The following is a 20419-nucleotide window of genomic DNA, read 5'->3' on the forward strand; positions in this document are numbered from 1 at the left end:
TTCGCCTTTGGTCAGACAGTGGCGCCTTTGCGGCGGATCATACACCCCAGGCTGCCAGCAATCATGCCGATGCCAATAGACGCGGCAAGCTCCAGTCCGCCAACCTGGGCGAAAGAGAAATCCGCGAACATGAGGGCTTCGCCCAATCCAATAAGACCGCCCATCACAACGGCCAGACCGATGTTGCGCGTCATCATGCCAAAGGCAAGACCAAGCACGCCGGGCAGGCTGAGGAAATTACTGCCAATGGTTCCGAGTAAATCTAGCATCGTGGTCCCACCCTAATTCGACGTGTTACTGAGGTAATTTTGGATTTGCGCCGTTTCCTCACCGGTCTCGCGCTCAATCGCCAGAGACTCCACAACCTTCTGATATTCTTCCAGATAGTTTGGCGGCAGGTTATGCGCTATGCCCTGATGGCAGTCGATACAGGTCATACCGGTGTCGATGGCCTTCTGGTGATCCTTTGCGGCACGGGCTTCCTGGATCGTGAAATCCATGTATTCAAAGTTGTGACAGTTGCGACATTCACGGCTGTCATTTGCCTTCATCTTCTTCCAGACGAGCGAGGCCATATGCAGGCGCCGTTCCTCATACTTTTCTGGCGTCGAGATGCTGCCGGTCAGTTCGTGATAGACGTCCTTCACAGCGATGATCTTGGCCTTGACCTTATGCTCCCAATCCTTGGGAACGTGGCAGTCCGAACAAATCGCGCGCACGCCGGAATGATTGTTGTAGTGGATGGTTTCGCGGTACTCGCCCAGATTGGTTTCCATGGTGTGACAGGAGACACAGAATTCTTCGGTGTTGGTCATGTCCAGCGACCAGTGAAATCCGCCCCAGAACAGGATGCCACCGAGAAACCCGGCGATGAGAGTGAAGCCAACGCTCAGAACAGCGGTTGGACCCCAGAACCAGTCCCAGAAACGGCGCAATCTGCCGCGATTGTCGGGGGAGTCGGCCATGATGGTTGCTCCTTTATCCGTTGTCTCAGTTTGCGGATGAGGGTTGGAAAACATTGTCCACCAGCGCAGGCGCATCGGCCTGAGGGACATGGCACTGGGTGCAGAAGTACCGGGTGCCTGCAATGTGATCGAGCTCATTGCCATCGCGATCAAGGTAGTGCGTCATCGATAGCGTTGGCGCGCTCCGCTCGCCCGCTTTGGTCCAGTCGTGACAGGACAGGCATTGATTGGTGCGCACATCAATCTGATACTGCGCGATGCCATGCGGAATGAGTGGCGGTTGCTGGCGGTAATTCCGCTGCATTCGTCCCTCAATCTGCCGATGGACCTGATCCAGATGAACTGGCTCATCCACATCAGCCCCGCGTAGGGTCGTGACCTGTTGCGCTGCGGCGAGACTGCCAAAAGCAAGCACCGCCGCAAGGCTGAGGACCGAAAGTCTAGTTGATTTCCGCATGGTGGGTACTCCCGTTATCTGGAGAGGCGGCACCGATAGTTGCCGCAGATGAAAGGTCGGCCAATGCGCCAATGCGATTGTCAAACCGATGAGTGAAGTGAAAGACGTCCTGAGCGCAGACATCGATGCAGCGTCCGCAATTTGTGCAATCCGGCGACAGGATCAGAGGCGAGGTACCGTCCTTGCCTTTAAGGGCTGGAGAGATCACCTGATTTTCCGGGCAAACCGCATAGCAGTCCATGCAATCATCACAAGCCGTGCGATTGGCGGCACTGATCCGCACCACGCTTTTGGTTCCGATCAGGCCATAGATCGCGCCCACAGGGCAGACATGGCCACACCATCCCTGACGCGACAGCAAAAGGTCAAAGAGAAAGATCAAGCCAATTAGGGCCAGCGAAAAGCCAAGCCCGAAGATCAAACCGCGATGCAGGATCGTGATCGGGTTGATCAGCTCCCAGGCGATGGTTCCGGTGAGGGCCGAGGCCAGAATGGCGGCGAGTGCGATCCAGAGGCGCGTATTGCGCTTGGGTTGCCATCCTTTGGGCAAGCCAAGTTTGACATGCAACCAGTGCGCCGCGTCCGTGACCGGGTTGATCGGGCACACCCAGGAACAATAGGTCCGTCCGCCAAGCACCGCATAGGCCACGACAACAATGGCCGCACCGATCAGAGCGGTCAGGGCAGGCCAATGTCCGGCGACCATGCTTTGCACCAGAACGAAAGGATCTGTGAGTGGTAGAATGTCCAACGTGCGCGACCCGGCCAGCGTGCCTTCAACGATCCAGATCCCGAACCATGGCCCAACCAGAAACAGCGCCAGAAAGAAAAGCTGACTGGCGCGACGCAAAAGCAGGAACCGATGCGCCCCGATCCAGCCCTTGATGGCAATGGCCTCCTGGCCAACGGGAAGATGCGTGCGCGCGCTCATTGCGTGGCTCCGGGAAGTTTGTAGGTCGGCTCGAACCCACCCGGTGTTGCCAGGTTGTCTGTGCCAGGGCCGGGCAGGCGGTCCGGCAGATCAATGATGCCGTCGACCAAGGGGCCGTCATTGGCTTCTTTCTCTTCCCAGCCGCGGCGATAGTGGTCTGCCGATTCCGCGCGCGCCAGATGCGTGGGCAGAACCTTGATCGCCGCTTCGGGCAGGACGCAGCTTTGTTCGCATTTGCCGCAGCCGGTGCAGCGGTCTGCGTGTACTGTCGGGGCAAAAATCGCATGATGGCCCGAACGTGTGTTGTGCGAGGTTTCCAGCGTGATCGCCTCGTCAATCACCGGGCAGACCCGGTAGCAGACGTCACATCGTAGCCCGAGGAAATTCAGACAGTTTTCCTGATCCACCAAGACCGCGACGCCCATGTCGGCGTCATCTATGTTGGTGAGGGACGGATCCAACGCACCTGTCGGGCAGGCGGCCACACATGGGATGTCGTCGCACATCTCGCATGGGATATCGCGTGCGGTGAAGTAGGGCGTACCGGTGGCCGGGCCATCTTCTCCAAGTTCAGCAAGCTTGAGCGTGTCGTAGGGGCAGTCCCGCACACAGAGGCCACAGCGAATGCAAGCGGATAGGAAATCTTCCTCCCCCGTGCGCCCGGTGGCCTGATGGCTGTGGCGGGCAAGGCGCGAGCATCTCGCGCCAGATACGCCAGTCCCGATCCGGCAAAGACACATCCACCCGCCGCACGAAGGGCTCCGGTCAGAAACCGGCGCCGATCCGTGGATATGGAGTCGAGACGTGCCATTGCCATTCCCGCGTGCTAACCTTTACGCCCGCTCAACCTTGCAGGCGCATTTCTTGAAGTCGGTCTCTTTCGAGATCGGGCAGGTGGCGTCGAGCGTCAGCTTGTTGGTCAGCTGGCCTTCGTCGAACCATGGCATGAACACCAGACCACGCGGCACTTTGTTACGTCCACGCGTTTCCACGCGGCTCAGGACCTCACCACGGCGAGTGGAGATTAAAATCTCCTGTCCACGCCGCACATCACGGTCACGGGCATCATCGGGATGCATGTAAACCACAGCCGCAGGATAGGAGCGGTGCAGTTCGGGCACGCGCCGTGTCATTGAGCCTGAATGCCAGTGCTCCAGAACACGCCCGGTGCAGAGCCAGAGATCGAATTCTTCATCCGGCTCTTCCGCCGCGGCCTCGTAAGGCGCAAAGATGATATTCGCCTTACCATCGGGCTTGCCGTAGAACCGCACGCCTTCGCCTTCGGGCACGTAAGGGTCATACCCTTCTCGAAAGCGATAGAGCGTCTCCTTGCCATCCACCACAGGCCAGCGCAGACCGCGCGCCTTGTGATAGGTGTGGAAGTCGGCCAGGTCATGCGCCTTGCCGCGCCCAAAATCGGCATATTCCTCAAAGAGACCCTTTTGGACGTAGAAGCCGAAATGCTCGCTTTCGTCATTGTCAAAGCCCTCATTGACTTCGCTGACCGGGTATTTGTCCACATTGCCATTGGCAAAGAGCAGGTCGAAGAGATTGACGCCCTTGAACTCTGGATTGGCGTCGAGCAATTCCTTGTCCCAGACCTCATCCGTGGTGAAGCGTTTGGAGAATTCCATCACTTGCCACAGGTCCGACTTGGCCTCTCCCGGTGCCTTGACCTGCTGGTTCCAGAACTGAGTGCGGCGTTCGGCATTGCCGTAGGCGCCTTCCTTTTCCACCCACATCGCAGTGGGCAGGATCAGGTCCGCGGCCAATGCCGTAACCGTAGGATAGGGCTCGGATACCGTGATGAAGTTTTCCGGATTGCGATAGCCAGGGAAGCCCTCGTCGTTGGTATTGGGCGCGGCTTGCAGGTTGTTGTTGCACTGCACCCAGTGGCAATTCAGCTCGCCGTCTTTGAGCTTGCGGTGCTGCAGCACGGCGTGAAAGCCGGGTTTTGGCGGGATGGTGCCCGCAGGCAGACCCCAGGCCTTTTCGCAGATCTCGCGGTGCTTGTCGTTCTTGACCACCATGTCGGCGGGCAAGCGGTGAGCAAAGGTGCCGACCTCTCGTGCAGTGCCGCAGGCCGAAGGCTGGCCGGTGAGCGAGAAGGGCGAGTTGCCCGGCTCGGAAATCTTGCCGGTGAGCAGGTGCACGTTATAGAGCAATCCGTTGACCCAGGAACCCCGCGTGTGCTGGTTAAAGCCCATGGTCCAAAGGCTCATCACCTTCCGGTACGGATCGGCATATTGCTGGGCGAGAAGCTCAAGCTTGGCCGCAGGCACACCGGACAATTCTGACACCATATCAACGGTATATTCACTGACGGCTGCTGCATATTCATCCATTGTCATTGGATCAAGCTTGCCGTGTTTGCCCTCGTGACTTGGGTTCGCGGCGGCTTCTTCCAAGGGATGGTTCGGGCGCAGACCGTAGCCGATATCCGTTGCAGTTTTAGTGATGTTGACATGTTTGGACACAAAGTCCTCATTCACGGCGCCGTTCTGAATAATGTAATTCGCGATGTAGTTCAGGATGGCCAGATCGGTCTGCGGCGTGAAGATCATGCCGTTGTCGGCCAACTCGAATGAGCGATGCTCAAAGGTCGAGAGCACATGCACTTCGGCCCCCGGCTTGGTCAGGCGCGTATCCGTGAGGCGAGACCACAGGATCGGGTGCATTTCGGCCATGTTCGACCCCCAGAGCACAAATGTGTCTGCATGCTCCAGATCGTCATAGCAGCCCATCGGCTCGTCAATGCCAAAGCCGCGAATGAAGGCGGCCACAGCCGAGGCCATGCAGTGCCGTGCATTGGGGTCGATATTGTTCGACCTCAAGCCTGCCTTCATGAATTTGGCCGCGGCGTATCCTTCCCAGACGGTCCATTGGCCGGACCCAAACATGGACACGGCGCTTGGACCTTTTTCTTTGAGGCTGGCCTTCCATTTTTCGGCCATCACATCAAAGGCTTCGTCCCAGGACACCGGCTCAAATTCGCCGTTCTTGTCAAAGACACCGTTTGATTTGCGCAAAAGTGGTGTGGTCAGGCGGTCCTGGCCATACATGATCTTCGACAGGAAATAACCTTTGATGCAGTTCAGCCCGCGGTTCACCGGGGCATCAGGGTCGCCTTGAGTGGCAACGACGCGTCCTTCTTTGGTGCCAACAAGGACTGAGCACCCTGTGCCACAGAAGCGGCAAGCGGCCTTGTCCCATCGGATATCAGACGATTTGACTTGTGCATGGGCCCCGGTCGCCAGCGGGATACCGGCTGCGGCGGCTGAGGTGGCGGCTGCTGTCGCTTTGAGGAAGGTGCGGCGGGATTCAGATTTGGTCATGGAACTGAGCTCCAATTGGTGTGGACGTGGATTGAGCAAGCGGCGCGCGGGGAATGGCCGTCTCGTCTTCGAAATGGTGATAGGTAAGCGTGAGTGAGATCACGCCGGGAACCTGATGCAGGTCCATGATGATTTCCGAGGCCAGACGTGTCTCTGTGTCTTCCACGACTATGACAAGACGTCCATCATCACTTTTGGCGTGCACTTCGACGCCTTCTGTGGACGCCATTGTCGTCTCAGCTTCGGCAATCCGTTCTGGTTTGATGTGAACAACACATCCGCAGATGTTCATGATGTTGCCTCCCTTGCAGCATCGGTGATTTGGGTCAGTGAAATCGCAGCAGCAGGACAGATCGACACGCAGTCACCGCAGCCCGTGCAGTTGAAGTCGTCGATCTGGGGCTCTGCACGACCGCCCAGTTGCAGGCGGAAAGAAATGGCGCCGGCCTCGCAATTGTCCTGACAAGAGCGGCAGGTGACAGCTTGGCGTGAAAAGCATGTGTCCGCGATATTGGCGCGCCAAGGCCAAACTTGAAGCTGAGTTACATCAAGCGCCTCAGTGGGGCATGCTTCTGCACACGCGCCACAGAACGTGCATCCGCCTTTGCGCAGGTTCAGCACTGGGTAGCCCCGGTCATCAGAGACAATGATGGATTGCGGACATACTGGAGCGCAGTCACCACAGCGCGTGCATATGTCTCGAAAGTTGTCTTGCGTGGCTCCGGGCGGACGCACCTTGTCGTCAGGGGCAAGTCTGGCTTCCAGGAAAGCGCGTCTGCTTGGCCGGTGGGTCATCACACTCTCGGGTTGAACGCATTCAACCCAAGTTTAGGCGGGGATTTGTCGGATGATCCTTGATCTCGATCAAGGAGTGAGTGTGTGAAACTCGCTAGCGCGCAACCTTGCTCAAATTGCCACCCTCAATCCGGCGCAAGGACAGCTCAAGCCTAGCTTCGGCCTCTGCAATCTCTGACAAGGCAAGCTGCGTGTAATTCATATGAGCTTCAGAAGCCTCGCCGGCCGCTTCGGGGTCACGGCTCAGAATGGTTTCGATGATGCGCAAATGCTGATCCTTCAGAACATTGCGCACCTCAGGCATGGTGTAGAGTTTCTCGCGGTTCATAAACACGCCCTGACGCAACATGCGTGATAGGGCGCGCATGATCTGCAGCAAAACAATGTTGTGGCTGGCTTCATAGACGGCAATGTGCAGATCAATATCAGCTTCCGCTTCGGCCTGCGCATCACCGCTGGCATGAGCCGCCTCGATCTTTTGCGCGCATGTCGAAAGGATCTCACGGTCCACATCCGTGGCGCGTCGTGCAGCCAGCGTGGCCGCCATCCGTTCCAACGTGGCACGCAGCTCCAGATAGTCGTCGACCATCTCGGTCCGCTCCTCCAAAAGCGTCAGAAGCGGATCCGTGACACTGGTGGCCAGCGGTGCCACCTGCCGTCCGCCATTGGGTGCAGAGGATAGCAACCCTTTCGCTTCCAGAGCTTTGAGCGCGTTGCGCAAGGTTGGGCGGGAGACATCCAGTGCCTCAGCCATGTCGCGTTCCGGGGGCAACGACTCACCCGGGCGCAAAGACCCTTCGAGAATCAGATCTTCGATATGACGCGCGGTGGTTTCGGCGGCAGGGGGTCTCTTTTTGGACTCCGGCATGGATTTTCCCTTGTTTGGGTGTTTTCAATGCGTTGTCGCATTTTGCGTTTCTCTAATTGGATACCAGTTGGCGCGAACAGGGTAAAGAAAAAACCAATATTGAGTTAATGGTAAAAATAGTATACCATGGTAAACAATTCGGGTGGGCGAAAGTCTTGGGAGCTCTGTGAGAGGGGTGTCTCCTGCCGAAGCACAAAGGTCGGGTTTTGCCCGGCACCAAGACGACCCGGAAAAGTGACCCGGGATTTGACACAGCAACAGTGATCAACCGACCGGTTTTGCCGGTCGACAGGTTGGTTATTGCCTGAAAATCGGAGGAGACACCCCATGTCACCGACCCTAAGTTTCATTCTGGCCTTGCTGCCGATTGCCACAGTGTTCCTGCTGCTCGTGGTTCTGGCACGCTCGGCCCGACTATCCATGGCCGTTGCCTATGCTGTAACGGCTCTCACAGCCCTGTTTTTCTGGGGCACAGCACCCGAGGTTGTGGCTGGCGCCACGGTCAACGGGCTTGTCACCGCCATCAGCCTTCTCTTCATCGTGTTCGGGGCGATCCTGCTTCTTTACACGCTGGAAGAAAGCGGCGGCATCCGTTCGATCCGGTTGGGATTTTCGCGCATCTCACCGGACCGACGGGTGCAGGCGATCATCATTGCCTGGCTCTTTGGCGCTCTGATCGAGGGTGCCTCGGGCTTTGGCACGCCCGCCGCAATCGCGGCCCCATTGCTTGTGGCCATCGGTTTCCCGGCCATGGCCGCGGTGATGATCACCCTGATCATCCAATCCACGCCTGTATCCTTTGGCGCGGTGGGCACACCCATTCTTGTGGGTGTCAACACCGGCCTGAGCGATCAGCCTCTGGTCCAAAGCACCATCGGGCAGGTGGGCTACATGGAATACCTCTACGGTATCGCCGCAAACGTTGCGATGATCCATGCCCTGATCGGCGTTCTCATTCCGCTCTTCCTGGCGGGTATGCTGACACGGTTCTTTGGCACCAACCGGTCCTTTGCCGAAGGTCTGAAAGCCTGGAAATTCGCGCTTTTTGCCGGTGTGGCCTTTACCGTGCCGTACTTCCTGATCGCGTCCTTGCTTGGGCCTGAATTCCCATCGCTCCTGGGCGGCATCATCGGCCTGATGATCGTGATCCCGGCTGCACGCCGCGGCTGGTTCCTGCCCAAGGACAACTTTGACTTCCCACCGCGTGCGGCCTGGGAAGAATCCTGGAACGGAGACCATTCGGCCGAAACCCACGAAGATCCGCCCGTCCATGGCCGTGTCATGCACACTTTGCGCGCATGGACCCCTTATGCGATCGTCGTGGCCCTTCTGGTGCTCACGCGTACCGTGCCTGAAATCAAGGCGCTGCTGGTATCTCCGGCTGTAACCCTTGGCGTCAGCGATCTCTTTGGCTCTGGCATCGGTGTATCGGTCAAACCACTCTACCTGCCTGGCGCAATTCTGATCCTGGTCTCGCTGTTGACCATCGTCATCCACAAGATGCCGGTCAAAACCTATGGCCATGCGTTCAACTCGTCTGTGCGCACCATGATCAAGGCAGCGCCTGCGCTCCTGCTAGCGGTGCCCATGGTCAAAGTGTTCCTGAACTCGGCATCCGAAAGCATGGCCTCCATGCCCATCGTGCTGGCCGAAAGCGTGGCAACTGCGGCGGGCGATGCCTGGTCGCTCTTCGCGCCGACCATCGGGGCCATGGGGGCCTTCGTGGCTGGGTCGAACACCATCAGCAACATGATGTTCTCGCTCTTCCAGTTCTCGACAGCTGAGCAAATCGGCCTTGGGGCAGGGGGCGCGGCGATCGTGGTCGCTTTGCAGGCCGTGGGTGGCGCTGCGGGCAACATGATCTGCGTACACAACGTGGTTGCGGCCTCGGCCACCGTGGGCCTGGTCAACCGCGAAGGCGAGATCATCCGCAAAGTGCTCGTCCCGCTGACCTACTACCTGGTGCAAGCCGGTCTCATCGGCACAGCGCTTCTTGCCGGTGGCCTGAACCTGTGGTGGCTCGCCGCCGTGATCTGGCCAGTACTGGTGCTGGGCGGCATGTCCCTCAAACGAGGGCGCGCAGTCGAGGCCAAGCCAAGTCAGGCAGCCGTGCCAGCCGAATAAGGCCAGCCCTTGGAAAACAAACACCCGCGCCGGGACACTGGCGCGGGTTTTTTTGTGAAACCCAGAACTCAGCCTCAATTCAAAGATCGTCCAACAACAGACTAAGCTCAGGTATCGCAAAAATAATGAGGGAATTTTGGCTCCGGCGGTAGGGATCGAACCTACGACCAATTGATTAACAGTCAACTGCTCTACCGCTGAGCTACGCCGGACCAACGAGCGGGATATAGCAATCTGGATTCTGCGCGTCCAGAGGGATTGTGACAAATTTTTCTCGGCGCCCCTCTAACGGCCTCAGATCAGGGTGAAGACGGCATCGCGTGTCAGCTCGCCCACTGGCCGCACAGTGTTTTTGCCATGCAGGTCAATAAGATGCGCCAGAACATTGCGTTCGGCAGCGGGCAAAAGGGCTTGGGGTGTGTCGGTGTAAATTTGTCGTGTGAGCGTCTCTGCGGTGGCGGGGGCTGTGCTCAATGCTGTCAGGATCGCCGCCTCCCGTTCATTTCGGTGGGCGATGAGCCAGTCGATCCGCGCGGCCGGGTCGGTGATTGGGGCACCGTGGCCGGCATGCAGAACACGGGCATTCCTATCTCTTAACCTGCGGCAGGAGGCCATGAAATCGGTCAGGTCCCCATCGGGTGGCGCGACCAGAGAGCTGGCCCAGCCCATGACGAGATCTCCGCTGAAGACCACATCGCCCATGGCAAAGCACAGGTGATTGCCCAAATGCCCCGGCGTCCAGAGCGCGGTAAGACTCCAGTCTGGGCAATCCACTTGCGCACCATCTTCCAATGCAATATCGGGCGCGAAATCAGGATCGACGCCTTCACCGGCATCTGTCAACCCGGCCGCGGCAAGGCGCTGCATGACGGCACTGCGCCCGGCGCGTGACGGCCCAAACGCGTGAACTTTGGCCCCGGTTTCACGTGCCAAGACCGGGGACAGGGGAGAATGATCAAGGTGGCTATGGGTGACAAAGATATGCGTGATACGCTGATCCGGACCAAGGGCCGTGAGAATGGCCGATAGATGGCATTCATCCGCAGGTCCGGGGTCTATCACCGCCACATCGGTTGCGCCGACAAGATAGGTGTTCGTACCCCGAAAGGTCATAGGTGACGGGTTGGGCGCCAGAATTCGGCGGACGCCGTCCCCCAGTTCCGCGACCACACCCGGTGTGGGATCAAACTCATCCATGCTGATCGCTCTTTCCGTCTGCCCTGGCTGTCGCTAGGTTTAGCCCATGTCGTTCCGCTGGCTCAAACCCTATATGCCCCGCAGCCTGTATGGCCGGGCTTTCCTAATCCTGCTCCTGCCGGTGATCACTCTGATGCTTGTGGTGTCTGTGGTGTTTATCCAGCGTCATTTTGAGGGTGTGACCAATCAGATGACGCGCACCGCCACGCGCGAGGTTCTGGTACTACTTAACAGCGGGGACACGGCAGACGCGATCGAACAAAGCGGCATTGCCCAGACATTGCAGGTCATGGTCGAGGACGTCCCAATGACGGGCGTGCCAAGCCAGAACGCACGGCGCTGGTATGACTTTACCGGTGCCTTCGTGATCCGCGAGTTCACACAGCTGTTGCCGATGGTCGAGGCCATTGAGTTGCCGAATGAAAAAGACGTGCATCTGTATTTCAAATCCGACGCAAATGCGCTGCGTCTGACCTTTGACCGACGCCGGGTGTCGGCGTCGAATCCGCACCAGCTTTTGGTCAATATGGTGGTGTTTTCCATGATTATGACGGTGATCGCCTATTTCTACCTGCGCAATCAACTGCGTCCAATTACACGTCTGGCATCAGCGGCAGAGGCGTTTGGTCGGGGGCGGCATATCGACTATCGCCCGGCAGGCTCGGTAGAGGTGCGCGCGGCGGGCAATGCGTTTCTGGATATGCGCGCGCGCATTGAGCGGCAGATCGAGCAGCGCACGATGATGCTCTCCGGTGTAAGCCACGATCTACGCACGCCGATCACACGGCTGAAGCTGGCGCTGAGCCTGATGGAAGAGGCAGAACGCGCACCGCTTGAACGCGATGTAGAGGACATGGAGCGGTTGATCACGGAATTTCTCGATTTCGCTCAGGGTGCGCGCGAAGGCGAACCGGAACTGGTCGATCCTTTTGCGCTGGTTACAGACGTGGTCGCCGGGTTCCGGCGGCAAGGCAAAAATGTCAAACTGACTGTCGTGGAAGGGGCCGGCAAAGTCCCGTTGCGGCCTGGCGGTATTCGGCGCGCGGTGGAAAATCTCATCGGCAACGCAGTGCGGTACGGGAACCGGGCTGAGGTGTCGGTGCAGATCACCGATCGCGCCCTGCGTATCCGGGTTGAGGATGACGGACCAGGAATTCCAGAGGCGCAGCGCGAAGAGGCGCTCAAGCCCTTTGCGCGGCTCGATGCCGCCCGCAACCAGAACCTTGGAACTGGTGTGGGGCTGGGGCTATCGATCTCGATGGACACCGCACGAGCGCATGGCGGAACGTTGCGGCTTGGGGAAAGTGACGCTCTGGGCGGGCTGCAAGCGGATATTGTGATCGGGCGGTGAATTGTCGTAAATTCGGATCCAGAAAATGCGTGTTTTCTGTTCCGTTTTTTGTGCAGAAAACGGCACGCCCTAATCGTTTCGCGCTGTACTAGGCGCTATTTGTGCCGAGCGCCACTCTACATCAAGGCTGCCAAAACCGTTTCTTCTTCGGCTTTTGCGCCTTAAGATGCTTGCGCAGATCCGTGTAGCCACCGATCTTGACGCCATCGATGAAAATGAGCGGCGTCGTGGTCACATGATGCTTGTCCTTGAACGCGTTTGTCTCAGCCCGCGTGCGCAGAACGTGTTCCTCAATTTCAAACCCGTTGCTGCGCAACAAATCACGCGCTGCCGTGCCATAGCCACAGGTGTAGTTGGGCAGGTCCATCCGGTAGAGCGTGGCTTTGCGCATGGCGCGACTCCCTTTAGCATTGAACTGCATAAAAAGCGGAAGAGCCGCTTGCGCAAGGGGACGCGCTTCAATTTGCCGTGTGGCCTAATTGGATGGGGACACGCAGGAGGAATTAAATCCCACCCTACACAGTCTATCCAAAGCGCTAATCTGAGAGTTGGTAGGCCCGGAGGGACTCGAACCCCCAACCAAAGCGTTATGAGCGCTCTGCTCTAACCAATTGAGCTACAGGCCCGACCTGGGATCGTCCTAGGCGGGTGTGCGTGGGGCGTCAAGGCTTTGTGATTGCGCAGGCAGGGATGATGGTCTAACCGAACATCGCGGGATGAAAACGGAGCGGGCCATGAGCGACGGCAAGAACGGCATAACTTATGCGGATGCGGGTGTGGATATCGACGCAGGCAACGCGCTTGTTGACCGGATCAAACCTGCGGCGAAGCGTACGACACGCTCCGGCGTGATGGCAGGGCTTGGCGGATTCGGAGCGCTCTTTGATCTCAGGGCAGCGGGCTATTCCGACCCTATTCTGGTGGCGGCCACCGACGGCGTAGGCACCAAACTTCGCATCGCGATTGATACCGGCAATGTGGATGGCGTGGGCATCGATCTTGTCGCGATGTGCGTCAATGACCTTGTGTGTCAGGGGGCGGAGCCGCTTTTTTTCCTCGACTACTTCGCCACCGGCAAGCTCGATACCGAGAGTGCGGCGCGCATCATTGAAGGGATTGCTGAGGGCTGTGTGCGCTCGGGCTGTGCCTTGATTGGCGGTGAGACAGCCGAGATGCCGGGGATGTATCCCGATGGCGATTTTGATTTGGCGGGCTTTGCCGTAGGTGCGATGGAGCGCGGCGCTGATCTACCCGCTGGCGTGGCTGAGAGCGATGTGCTTCTTGGGTTGGCTTCGGATGGGGTGCATTCCAATGGATATTCTTTGGTACGCAAGCTGGTGGAGGTGTCGGGCCTTGGCTGGGATGCGACGTGTCCCTGGGATGACGGCACATTGGGCGCAGCGCTTCTGACGCCAACGCGGCTTTATGTGAAACAGGCGCTGGCAGCGGTGAGGGCAGGGGGCGTGCATGCTCTGGCGCATATCACCGGGGGCGGACTGACCGAGAATATCCCGCGGGTTCTGCCGGACGGCATGATGGCGCAAATTGATCTTGGGTCTTATGAATTGCCTCCTGTTTTCAAATGGCTCCAAGCCACTGGCGGCATGGCCGAGGCAGAAATGCTCAAAACTTTTAACTGCGGCATTGGCATGGTTCTGGCCGTGGCCGAGGGTCAGGCCGAGGCATTGGTCGCGCGTCTTGAAGGTGAAGGTGAGACCGTTGTTCGTTTGGGCCATGTGACCGCAGGGCAGGGCGTGTCTTACACTGGAACGCTGTCTTGACCAAACGTGTGGCGATCCTGTTTTCCGGCGGTGGCTCCAACATGGTTGCGCTGATTGAAAGCATGGTGGGGGATCACCCCGCTAGACCTGTGGTAGCAGTGTCCAACAATGCAGAAGCTGGGGGATTGACCAAGGCGCAGACACTCGGTGTGGCCACAGATGTGGTGGACCACCGTCCCTTCAAGGGCGACCGGGATGCCTTTGAGGCCGTACTCAACGAAACGCTGGCTGCACATGCGCCGGACATTATTTGCTTTGCTGGCTTCATGCGGATCTTCACCGAACGTTTCATTTCCCGCTGGGCAGGGCAGATGATCAACATTCACCCTTCGCTCTTACCCAAATACAAAGGGCTCAACACCCATGCGCGCGCTTTGGAGGCCGGAGAGACCCAAGCCGGGTGCAGCGTGCATGAAGTGCGTCTGCAGCTTGATGACGGACCGCTGTTGGGGCAGGCGCGGGTGCCGGTTCTTTCGGGAGACACGCCCGACAAATTGGCCGCGCGTGTGCTGGAGCAAGAGCATATTCTGTACCCTGCCGTATTGAAACGTTTCGCGGAAGGTGACAAGACACCTGTGCTTTTGCCATGAAATCCGGCGTTTTCATTTTGGCGTGCCTGCCCTATACCGGATTAAGGCACCGGGCCTGATAAAACCAACAAGAGACAAGACCCGCTGAATATGAAGACAATCACCACCACCGATGAGCTGTCCGAATTTTGCAAACGCGCTCAGGATGTGGATTACGTGACAGTCGACACTGAATTCCTTCGCGAGCGAAGTTATTATTCCAAACTGTGCCTCATCCAACTGGCCTTGCCAGGGCGCAATGATGACGATGCTGTACTGGTTGATCCCATTGAGGGCGCCTCCATGTCGTTGGAGCCATTATATGATCTTTTTCGCGCACCCAGCGTGGTCAAGGTCTTCCATGCCGCTCGGCAGGACCTGGAAATTTTTCATGTTGATGGCGGGCTGATCCCGGCGCCTCTCTTTGACACGCAGGTAGCGGCGATGGTTTGTGGGTTTGGCGAACAAGTGGGTTACGAGACGCTGGTGCGTCGCATCCCCAAACAATCGCTGGACAAAACCTCACGTTTTACCGACTGGTCGCGGCGTCCACTGACCAATGCGCAAAAGAAATATGCGCTCGCGGATGTCACTCATCTGCGGCAGATTTATGAGCACCTGTCCGCAAAACTGTCCGAGACGGGACGTGACAAATGGGTGGCCGAAGAGATGGAGGTTCTGAAAAACCCCGAAACCTATATCACCCGACCGGAAGAGGCCTGGCTTCGGGTCAAAACGCGCAATGTGTCGGGAAAGTTTCTGGCCATCGTGCGCGAATTGGCGCGGTTCCGCGAAGAATATGCGCAGGCGCGCAATGTGCCGCGCAATCGGGTGTTCAAGGATGATGCACTTGTCGAGCTGGCCTCGACCAAGCCGGGCTCCCACAAGGATCTGTCGCGGGCGCGCTTGTTGCTGCGCGAAGCCCGGCGGGGCGACATCGCCGATGGTATTCTCAAGGCCGTTGCCGCCGGTGTGGCCTGTGCCGACAAAGATCTGCCGAAACCTGACCGGACAAGAGATAAGCTTCAGGTGAATCCGGCGCTTGCCGACCTGTTGCGTGTTCTGCTCAAGGCCAAGACCGAGGAATATGGCGTGGCCTCAAAACTGATCGCGACGGCCGCTGAACTCGATGCGATTTCGGCAGGTGAGCGTGACGTGCCCGCATTGGGTGGGTGGCGCCATGATGTGTTTGGTGAAGATGCACTGCGCCTGTGCAATGGTGACGTGGCGTTGGCCGCGAAAAACGGCACAATACGAACGGTCGACCTTTAAGATTTTAGCTCAGCCTTGAAGCGAGTCGGTATCATCTGTGATCCAAGTTTGTCGCAAAACGCTTCAGCGCCGCGTTGAGCGGATGTTGCGTTCTGCTGTCACGCGGATCTCGCTGACCTCTTCCAACAGGTCATTGCTGACGAAAACGCCAGCTTTGACAGAACGCGTGCGCTTTGTGCCGACAGGCGTTTGTGTCGGTTGAACCGCATTCAGTGTGTATTCCAAAACGCCGTCCACCGGACCATCCAGATTAACCCGCAAAAGACGCACGTCAAACGCACCTTCGCGATTTGGCAGCCCCGTGACATGCACAATCGCACCCGTGGGCGTGCGCTCCACCACCAGGTCGGTTACTTCGTCGACAAGCGTGCCTTCGTATTGCACTTCCTTGTTCCGGCGGAAAAGACCTGTGCGCTGAATGGTGGTCACGTTGCGACGAACAAGTTGATTGCCGCCTTCCTTGTCGATCAGCGGGTTGCCAGTTTGACGATCATCCGGCGCAATCGTGCCAGATGATTGCGTGCGCGTCTCGACCGCCGTGGATCTGCTTTTGCCAAACCAATTTGATGGGTTGACCCGTGACTCGCGCCACGCGCTGCAACTGGTCAGAACCAGAGTGCCAATTAAGAGAACCGAAACTACGCCCCGCATATCCACCGCCTTTATCCACTTGATACCCGAGTACCTGATCCGCCGCGGCTTGAAAAGATGCAAGCGCGCGAAGTTTGTTCCACAGCGCGTGTACAGACTGTTGGAATTGGCTCTGGACGCCGCGGCGTGCTGCACCTACCTGTGTCTTCGCATCTAAGAAAAGGATCTCAGGGCGTGGCCAGCGGAGCGTTTGAAGCGATTGTCGAAGATTTCGAATTCCTCGAAGAGTGGGAAGACCGGTATCGGTACGTGATCGAGCAGGGCAAGGCGATGGACCCATTGGAAGACGCGCTCAAGGTTCCAGCCACCAAGGTGGATGGCTGTGCCAGCCAGGTCTGGCTGCATCCGCACATCTCGGATGGTGTTTTCCGCTTTGATGGTGACAGTGACGCGATGATCGTGCGTGGTCTGATAGCCGTGCTGCGTGCGCTCTACAACGATATGGCGATCCAGGATGTGCCATGTGTTGACGCCCCGGCTGAGCTGGCCCGGCTGGGACTGAATGATCATTTGTCAGCGCAACGCTCTAACGGATTGAGAGCCATGATAGAACGTATCAGGACTGTGGCGTCTGAGGCCGTTTAGGTAAAAGCTTTTAGAAAGCTTTTCCCGAGTCTTTTCTGAAAAGACTTGGGCGAGGGGCCAGCCCCTCGTACTCCCCGGGATATTTCGGGCAAAAAGAAAGGTTACGCCTGTGCTTTGAGAGCCGTGGCCAGATCGCCGTAACCGGTGAAGCGGTATTCATACGCCAGTCCCAAACGCTCGGCACATTCTTCGGCCTTGGCACGCAGGGCAGGGTCCTCAATTTGGGCTTGATAGACGAGCTTGGTGTAGTTGCCAAAGAGCATATCGCGCAGTTCGGGATGGCGGTCGAGGCCCATGGGTTTCCACACGAAGGCGTCGAATTGCTTGACCAAAAAATCAGTGAGGTAGAACACAGTGATCTCGTCGCGCCCTGCAAAGGCCTCGTTGCCTTCGAAGAACGAATAGCAATGCGGGCCCTCGATCATCTCAACGCCTAGCTCATCGCATTTTGCCTGCAAAAGACCACCTGTGCCGCAATCGGCGTACACCACGAAAATGCTCGCATAAGCATCGCGGTGCTTGCGCACCATGTCTTCCACTGCATCGGTGATTTTGTCAGGGTAAAGGTGATATTTGGCTGGCAGACACTGCAACACCATGTGATCCCAGCCATTTGCAGATTTGAGTGCCAGAATTTCGCGCGCCAGCGCGCCACAGGCAATAAGTAGTATTTGTCCACTGCCCGGTTCGGCAAAGCCGCTTTCGGTCAATGTCGCATCGCTTGGCAGTTGGGTCATGGCGGTGTCTTTCAAACAAGAACGGCCCGGTGATGTGCCCGGGCCGTTTCGCAGATTAATCCAAAGATCGCGATTAGCCTGTCGCACCTTGATTGTGTTTGCGGCCGACCAGTTCCTTGGCGGTTTCCACCGCAACGGCGGCATCGCGGCAATAGGCGTCTGCGCCGATAGCTTTGCCGAATTCCTCGTTCAACGGTGCGCCGCCCACTAGTACGATATAGTCATCGCGGATGCCCTGTTCCACCATCGTGTCGATGACCACTTTCATATAGGGCATCGTCGTGGTCAAAAGCGCCGACATGCCAAGGATGTCGGGTTGTTCGTTTTCGATGGCTTCAAGGTAGTTCTCAACCGGGTTGTTGATGCCCAGGTCGACAACTTCAAATCCGGCACCTTCCATCATCATGCCGACAAGGTTCTTGCCGATGTCATGGATGTCGCCCTTGACCGTACCGATGACCATCTTGCCCACGCGCGGTGCGCCAGTTTCGGCCAGAAGCGGCTTGAGGATGGCCATGCCGCCCTTCATTGCATTCGCCGCAAGTAGCACTTCGGGTACAAACAATATGCCGTCGCGGAAGTCTTTCCCAACAATTGTCATGCCGCCCACAAGCGCCTCGGTCAGGACCCTGTAAGGTTCCCACTTACGTTCCAGCAGGATATTCACACCCTCTTCAATTTCTTCCTTCAGACCGTCATAGAGGTCATCCCACATCTGTTGGACAAGTTCCTCGTCGTCGAGTTCGCTGAGGATGATGTCGTCTTCTTCGTCGGACATTGGCTTTATCCTTGGGGCTCGGGCGCAAACGTGCGCGCGTGTATACTGGTTGAGCTTTCACCGAAAGTTCCGAAATTCACTGTTCGAATTACGACATAGGCGGCGCTTTCCCCGACTTCTAGCGCAGATTTGCGTGGTCATGGTGTGAAAACTTTCGAAGGGATATATGAGTTTATTGCATATGTTCTATTTTTGTTCCAAAATCGTGTGATGCAGAACAAACCCCTCTCAATTAATCCGGCTTTACGCCGCGCGGGGCGTGGGGCGGTGAGCAATGATGCCGGTCGATTTGAAGCACAGGAACGCGCATTTGAAGCGGATGGCTGGGACATTGAAGAAGAGTCGCGCCCTTTGCGCACAGAGGTCAGTCTGGAACGTCCGCGCAAGGTGATCACATACAACCGTTCCCCGGATTTGCCCTTTGACCGGTCGATCAACCCGTATCGAGGATGTGAGCATGGATGTATCTATTGCTTTGCGCGGCCCACGCATGCCTGGTTAGGCCTATCCGCGGGGCTTGATTTTGAAACCCGGTTGGTGGCTCGGCCCGAGGCGCCACTGGTTTTGGCCAAGGAGCTCAGAAAAAAGTCGTATCAGGTCGCGCCAATCGCCATCGGGACAAACACGGATCCTTATCAGCCCATTGAAAAGACGCATGAAATCATGCGTTCCTGCCTTCAGGTTTTGTCTGAATTCAATCACCCGGTTGCCATCGTCACAAAGGGCTGCCTGATTGAACACGACATCGACATCCTGTCGGACATGGCCACGCGCGGGTTGGTCAAGGTGGGGATCACTGTGACCACGCTGGATGCGGATATGTCGCGCAAACTGGAGCCGCGCGCACCTGCGCCGAAGCGGCGATTGAGGATGATCTCACGATTGGCCGAGGCCGGTGTTCCTGTGCGGATTATGACCTCACCGATCATTCCCGGACTGACCTGTCACGAGATTGAACCTTTGCTGACCGCCGGTGCCAAAGCAGGGGCACAAACCGCCACATGGGTGATGCTGCGCCTGCCGTTAGAGGTCTCACCACTGTTCCAGGAATGGTTGGCAGAACATGTGCCGGATCGCGCACAGCGCATTATGGGGTTGGTGCGCGAGATGCATGGTGGGCGCGACTACGCGTCCGATTGGGGGCGGCGGATGCGCGGGCAGGGTGCGTATGCCAAATTGATTGCGCAGAGGTTTCGTGTGGCCACCGCGCGGTTGGGACTAAATGGTGAGTTGCCAGTTTTGCGGTGCGATCTCTTCAAGCCGCCGCCGGTGCCCGGAGACCAGCTTTCACTTTTTGAATGAGCCTTTTGAGCAAAGCCAAAGCATTTACACAGAAAAAATGGCCCAAAGCCGACTGGCCGGGCCATTTCCGGTCTATTTGTTGTTCTTATGCTGCGGGCTTGCGACGCCGACGCAAAAAGGCCAGCCCGCCAATGGCCGCGATCAACATAGCACCTGCCGCAGGCAATGGAACGGGCGCTACGCGTATCGCGTCGATGTCAAAGCCACCTAGTGGCCCGAGCTGATCGCTTTGTGCCGATGACGACAGCGGCGATGCATCAACCAATCGAAGCGTATCGAATGTCGATCCAATCAATCCAGTTAATGGAACAATACCACCACCTTGAGCGGCTACGTTGGAAATGCGCGCGACAAACTGGAACAGCCCGCCATCACCGACGTAAACATCAACAGCTTCGGGAAAGTTGGATGCGCTTCCGAATGTGACTTCGAAGATTTGCGCTGAGGCTTTGAATTTCTTACCGAATGTAAAGTCGGCGCTTCCTCTGAACCCAAGCTCGAAAAAGTCACCGTTATTCGGGCCAAGCGCATTGAGCGCATTGTCACGATCATTACTGGTTCCGCGGCGCGCGAAACTATTGTCATCTTCGTAAGTGATGGTGGTCGCCCAGCCATCGTTGAACCCTCCAGGTCCCACTGTCACCGTCGCGGCGTGTGCCGCGCCTGAAAGTGCCAGAGCGCCCAAAGTCATCGTCAAAGTTTTGAAAAAAGGTTTCATGTA

22 protein-coding genes and 2 tRNA genes are annotated in these 20419 nt (G+C 57.6%); 7 read left to right on the top strand and 17 right to left on the bottom strand.

Annotated features, from left to right (window positions below):
• Positions 1 to 11: 11 nt before the first annotated feature.
• The 9 genes from RZ517_RS09330 to RZ517_RS09370 all read right to left on the bottom strand — a co-directional run bounded on the left by RZ517_RS09330 (position 12) and on the right by RZ517_RS09370 (position 7351).
• On the bottom strand, positions 12 to 269 hold the full coding sequence (locus tag RZ517_RS09330; protein WP_338547867.1) for a hypothetical protein: 258 nt from the start codon (positions 267 to 269) through the stop codon (positions 12 to 14).
• A gap of 12 nt (positions 270 to 281) precedes the next feature.
• Positions 282 to 965, bottom strand: coding sequence for a NapC/NirT family cytochrome c (locus tag RZ517_RS09335; protein WP_338547869.1), 684 nt, complete (start codon positions 963 to 965; stop codon positions 282 to 284).
• 25 nt (positions 966 to 990) lie between these two features.
• Positions 991 to 1422, bottom strand: coding sequence for a nitrate reductase cytochrome c-type subunit (locus tag RZ517_RS09340; RefSeq protein WP_338547871.1), 432 nt, complete (start codon positions 1420 to 1422; stop codon positions 991 to 993).
• Positions 1406 to 2353, bottom strand: coding sequence for a quinol dehydrogenase ferredoxin subunit NapH (napH, locus tag RZ517_RS09345; protein WP_338547873.1), 948 nt, complete (start codon positions 2351 to 2353; stop codon positions 1406 to 1408). Before napH ends, RZ517_RS09340 begins: the two co-directional genes overlap by 17 nt.
• Positions 2350 to 3093 (bottom strand): ferredoxin-type protein NapG, encoded by a 744-nt coding sequence (gene napG, locus RZ517_RS09350; RefSeq protein WP_338547875.1) that lies wholly within the window; start codon positions 3091 to 3093, stop codon positions 2350 to 2352. The genes napH and napG overlap by 4 nt, the downstream gene beginning before the upstream one ends.
• A 93-nt stretch (positions 3094 to 3186) precedes the next feature.
• Positions 3187 to 5688, bottom strand: a complete 2502-nt coding sequence (gene napA / locus RZ517_RS09355; RefSeq protein WP_338547877.1) for a nitrate reductase catalytic subunit NapA — start codon at positions 5686 to 5688, stop codon at positions 3187 to 3189.
• A complete protein-coding gene (locus tag RZ517_RS09360; RefSeq protein ID WP_338547879.1) occupies positions 5675 to 5980 on the bottom strand; it encodes a chaperone NapD in 306 nt (101 codons plus the stop codon). Before RZ517_RS09360 ends, napA begins: the two co-directional genes overlap by 14 nt.
• A complete protein-coding gene (gene napF, locus RZ517_RS09365) occupies positions 5977 to 6483 on the bottom strand; it encodes a ferredoxin-type protein NapF (RefSeq protein WP_338547881.1) in 507 nt (168 codons plus the stop codon). The genes RZ517_RS09360 and napF overlap by 4 nt, the downstream gene beginning before the upstream one ends.
• Before the next feature lie 94 nt (positions 6484 to 6577).
• Entirely contained in the window at positions 6578 to 7351 is a 774-nt protein-coding gene (locus tag RZ517_RS09370) for an FCD domain-containing protein (RefSeq protein WP_338547883.1), read from the bottom strand.
• Positions 7352 to 7678: 327 nt separating this feature from the next.
• On the opposite strand from RZ517_RS09370, the gene RZ517_RS09375 reads away from it, so the two are divergent.
• Positions 7679 to 9475, top strand: coding sequence for an L-lactate permease (locus RZ517_RS09375; RefSeq protein ID WP_338547885.1), 1797 nt, complete (start codon positions 7679 to 7681; stop codon positions 9473 to 9475).
• A 137-nt stretch (positions 9476 to 9612) separates the two neighbouring features.
• On the opposite strand, the gene RZ517_RS09380 is transcribed toward RZ517_RS09375, so the two are convergent.
• Together RZ517_RS09380 and RZ517_RS09385 are read right to left on the bottom strand one after the other, a co-directional pair.
• A tRNA-Asn gene (locus tag RZ517_RS09380) sits at positions 9613 to 9687 on the bottom strand.
• An 82-nt stretch (positions 9688 to 9769) separates the two neighbouring features.
• The gene (locus tag RZ517_RS09385) at positions 9770 to 10672 is read right to left on the bottom strand and encodes an MBL fold metallo-hydrolase (RefSeq protein ID WP_338547886.1); all 903 of its coding nucleotides are present in this window, start codon (positions 10670 to 10672) and stop codon (positions 9770 to 9772) included.
• A 46-nt stretch (positions 10673 to 10718) separates the two neighbouring features.
• On the opposite strand from RZ517_RS09385, the gene RZ517_RS09390 reads away from it, so the two are divergent.
• On the top strand, positions 10719 to 12023 hold the full coding sequence (locus RZ517_RS09390; RefSeq protein ID WP_338547888.1) for an ATP-binding protein: 1305 nt from the start codon (positions 10719 to 10721) through the stop codon (positions 12021 to 12023).
• A gap of 121 nt (positions 12024 to 12144) precedes the next feature.
• Here RZ517_RS09390 and RZ517_RS09395 read toward each other — a convergent pair whose 3' ends face one another.
• Together RZ517_RS09395 and RZ517_RS09400 are read right to left on the bottom strand one after the other, a co-directional pair.
• Entirely contained in the window at positions 12145 to 12414 is a 270-nt protein-coding gene (locus RZ517_RS09395; RefSeq protein WP_338547890.1) for a glutaredoxin family protein, read from the bottom strand.
• A gap of 158 nt (positions 12415 to 12572) precedes the next feature.
• Positions 12573 to 12649, bottom strand: a tRNA-Ile gene (locus tag RZ517_RS09400).
• 108 nt (positions 12650 to 12757) lie between these two features.
• Between RZ517_RS09400 and purM the strand changes: the two genes are divergently transcribed.
• The 3 genes from purM to rnd all read left to right on the top strand — a co-directional run bounded on the left by purM (position 12758) and on the right by rnd (position 15645).
• Positions 12758 to 13804 carry a phosphoribosylformylglycinamidine cyclo-ligase gene (purM, locus tag RZ517_RS09405; protein ID WP_338547892.1) on the top strand — a complete coding sequence of 349 codons (1047 nt, stop codon included), beginning with the start codon at positions 12758 to 12760 and terminating at the stop codon, positions 13802 to 13804.
• Positions 13801 to 14394 (top strand): phosphoribosylglycinamide formyltransferase, encoded by a 594-nt coding sequence (gene purN / locus RZ517_RS09410; RefSeq protein ID WP_338547894.1) that lies wholly within the window; start codon positions 13801 to 13803, stop codon positions 14392 to 14394. Before purM ends, purN begins: the two co-directional genes overlap by 4 nt.
• A 90-nt stretch (positions 14395 to 14484) precedes the next feature.
• The gene (rnd, locus tag RZ517_RS09415; RefSeq protein WP_338547895.1) at positions 14485 to 15645 is read left to right on the top strand and encodes a ribonuclease D; all 1161 of its coding nucleotides are present in this window, start codon (positions 14485 to 14487) and stop codon (positions 15643 to 15645) included.
• A 63-nt stretch (positions 15646 to 15708) separates the two neighbouring features.
• Here rnd and RZ517_RS09420 read toward each other — a convergent pair whose 3' ends face one another.
• On the bottom strand, positions 15709 to 16296 hold the full coding sequence (locus RZ517_RS09420) for a hypothetical protein (RefSeq protein WP_338547897.1): 588 nt from the start codon (positions 16294 to 16296) through the stop codon (positions 15709 to 15711).
• Between the two features lie 174 nt (positions 16297 to 16470).
• On the opposite strand from RZ517_RS09420, the gene RZ517_RS09425 reads away from it, so the two are divergent.
• Positions 16471 to 16881 carry a SufE family protein gene (locus RZ517_RS09425; RefSeq protein WP_338547899.1) on the top strand — a complete coding sequence of 137 codons (411 nt, stop codon included), beginning with the start codon at positions 16471 to 16473 and terminating at the stop codon, positions 16879 to 16881.
• Positions 16882 to 16982: 101 nt separating this feature from the next.
• On the opposite strand, the gene RZ517_RS09430 is transcribed toward RZ517_RS09425, so the two are convergent.
• Together RZ517_RS09430 and RZ517_RS09435 are read right to left on the bottom strand one after the other, a co-directional pair.
• Entirely contained in the window at positions 16983 to 17618 is a 636-nt protein-coding gene (locus RZ517_RS09430; protein ID WP_338547901.1) for a DUF1638 domain-containing protein, read from the bottom strand.
• Between the two features lie 73 nt (positions 17619 to 17691).
• Positions 17692 to 18396, bottom strand: coding sequence for a corrinoid protein (locus RZ517_RS09435; protein ID WP_338547904.1), 705 nt, complete (start codon positions 18394 to 18396; stop codon positions 17692 to 17694).
• A gap of 210 nt (positions 18397 to 18606) precedes the next feature.
• On the opposite strand from RZ517_RS09435, the gene RZ517_RS09440 reads away from it, so the two are divergent.
• Positions 18607 to 19698: a PA0069 family radical SAM protein gene (locus RZ517_RS09440; protein WP_338547906.1), complete on the top strand. Its 1092-nt coding sequence runs from the start codon at positions 18607 to 18609 to the stop codon at positions 19696 to 19698.
• An 85-nt stretch (positions 19699 to 19783) separates the two neighbouring features.
• Here RZ517_RS09440 and RZ517_RS09445 read toward each other — a convergent pair whose 3' ends face one another.
• On the bottom strand, positions 19784 to 20416 hold the full coding sequence (locus RZ517_RS09445; protein WP_338547908.1) for a VPLPA-CTERM sorting domain-containing protein: 633 nt from the start codon (positions 20414 to 20416) through the stop codon (positions 19784 to 19786).
• Positions 20417 to 20419: the final 3 nt, after the last annotated feature.

The organism is Roseovarius sp. S88 (assembly GCF_037023735.1).
GTDB lineage: Bacteria > Pseudomonadota > Alphaproteobacteria > Rhodobacterales > Rhodobacteraceae > Roseovarius > Roseovarius phycicola.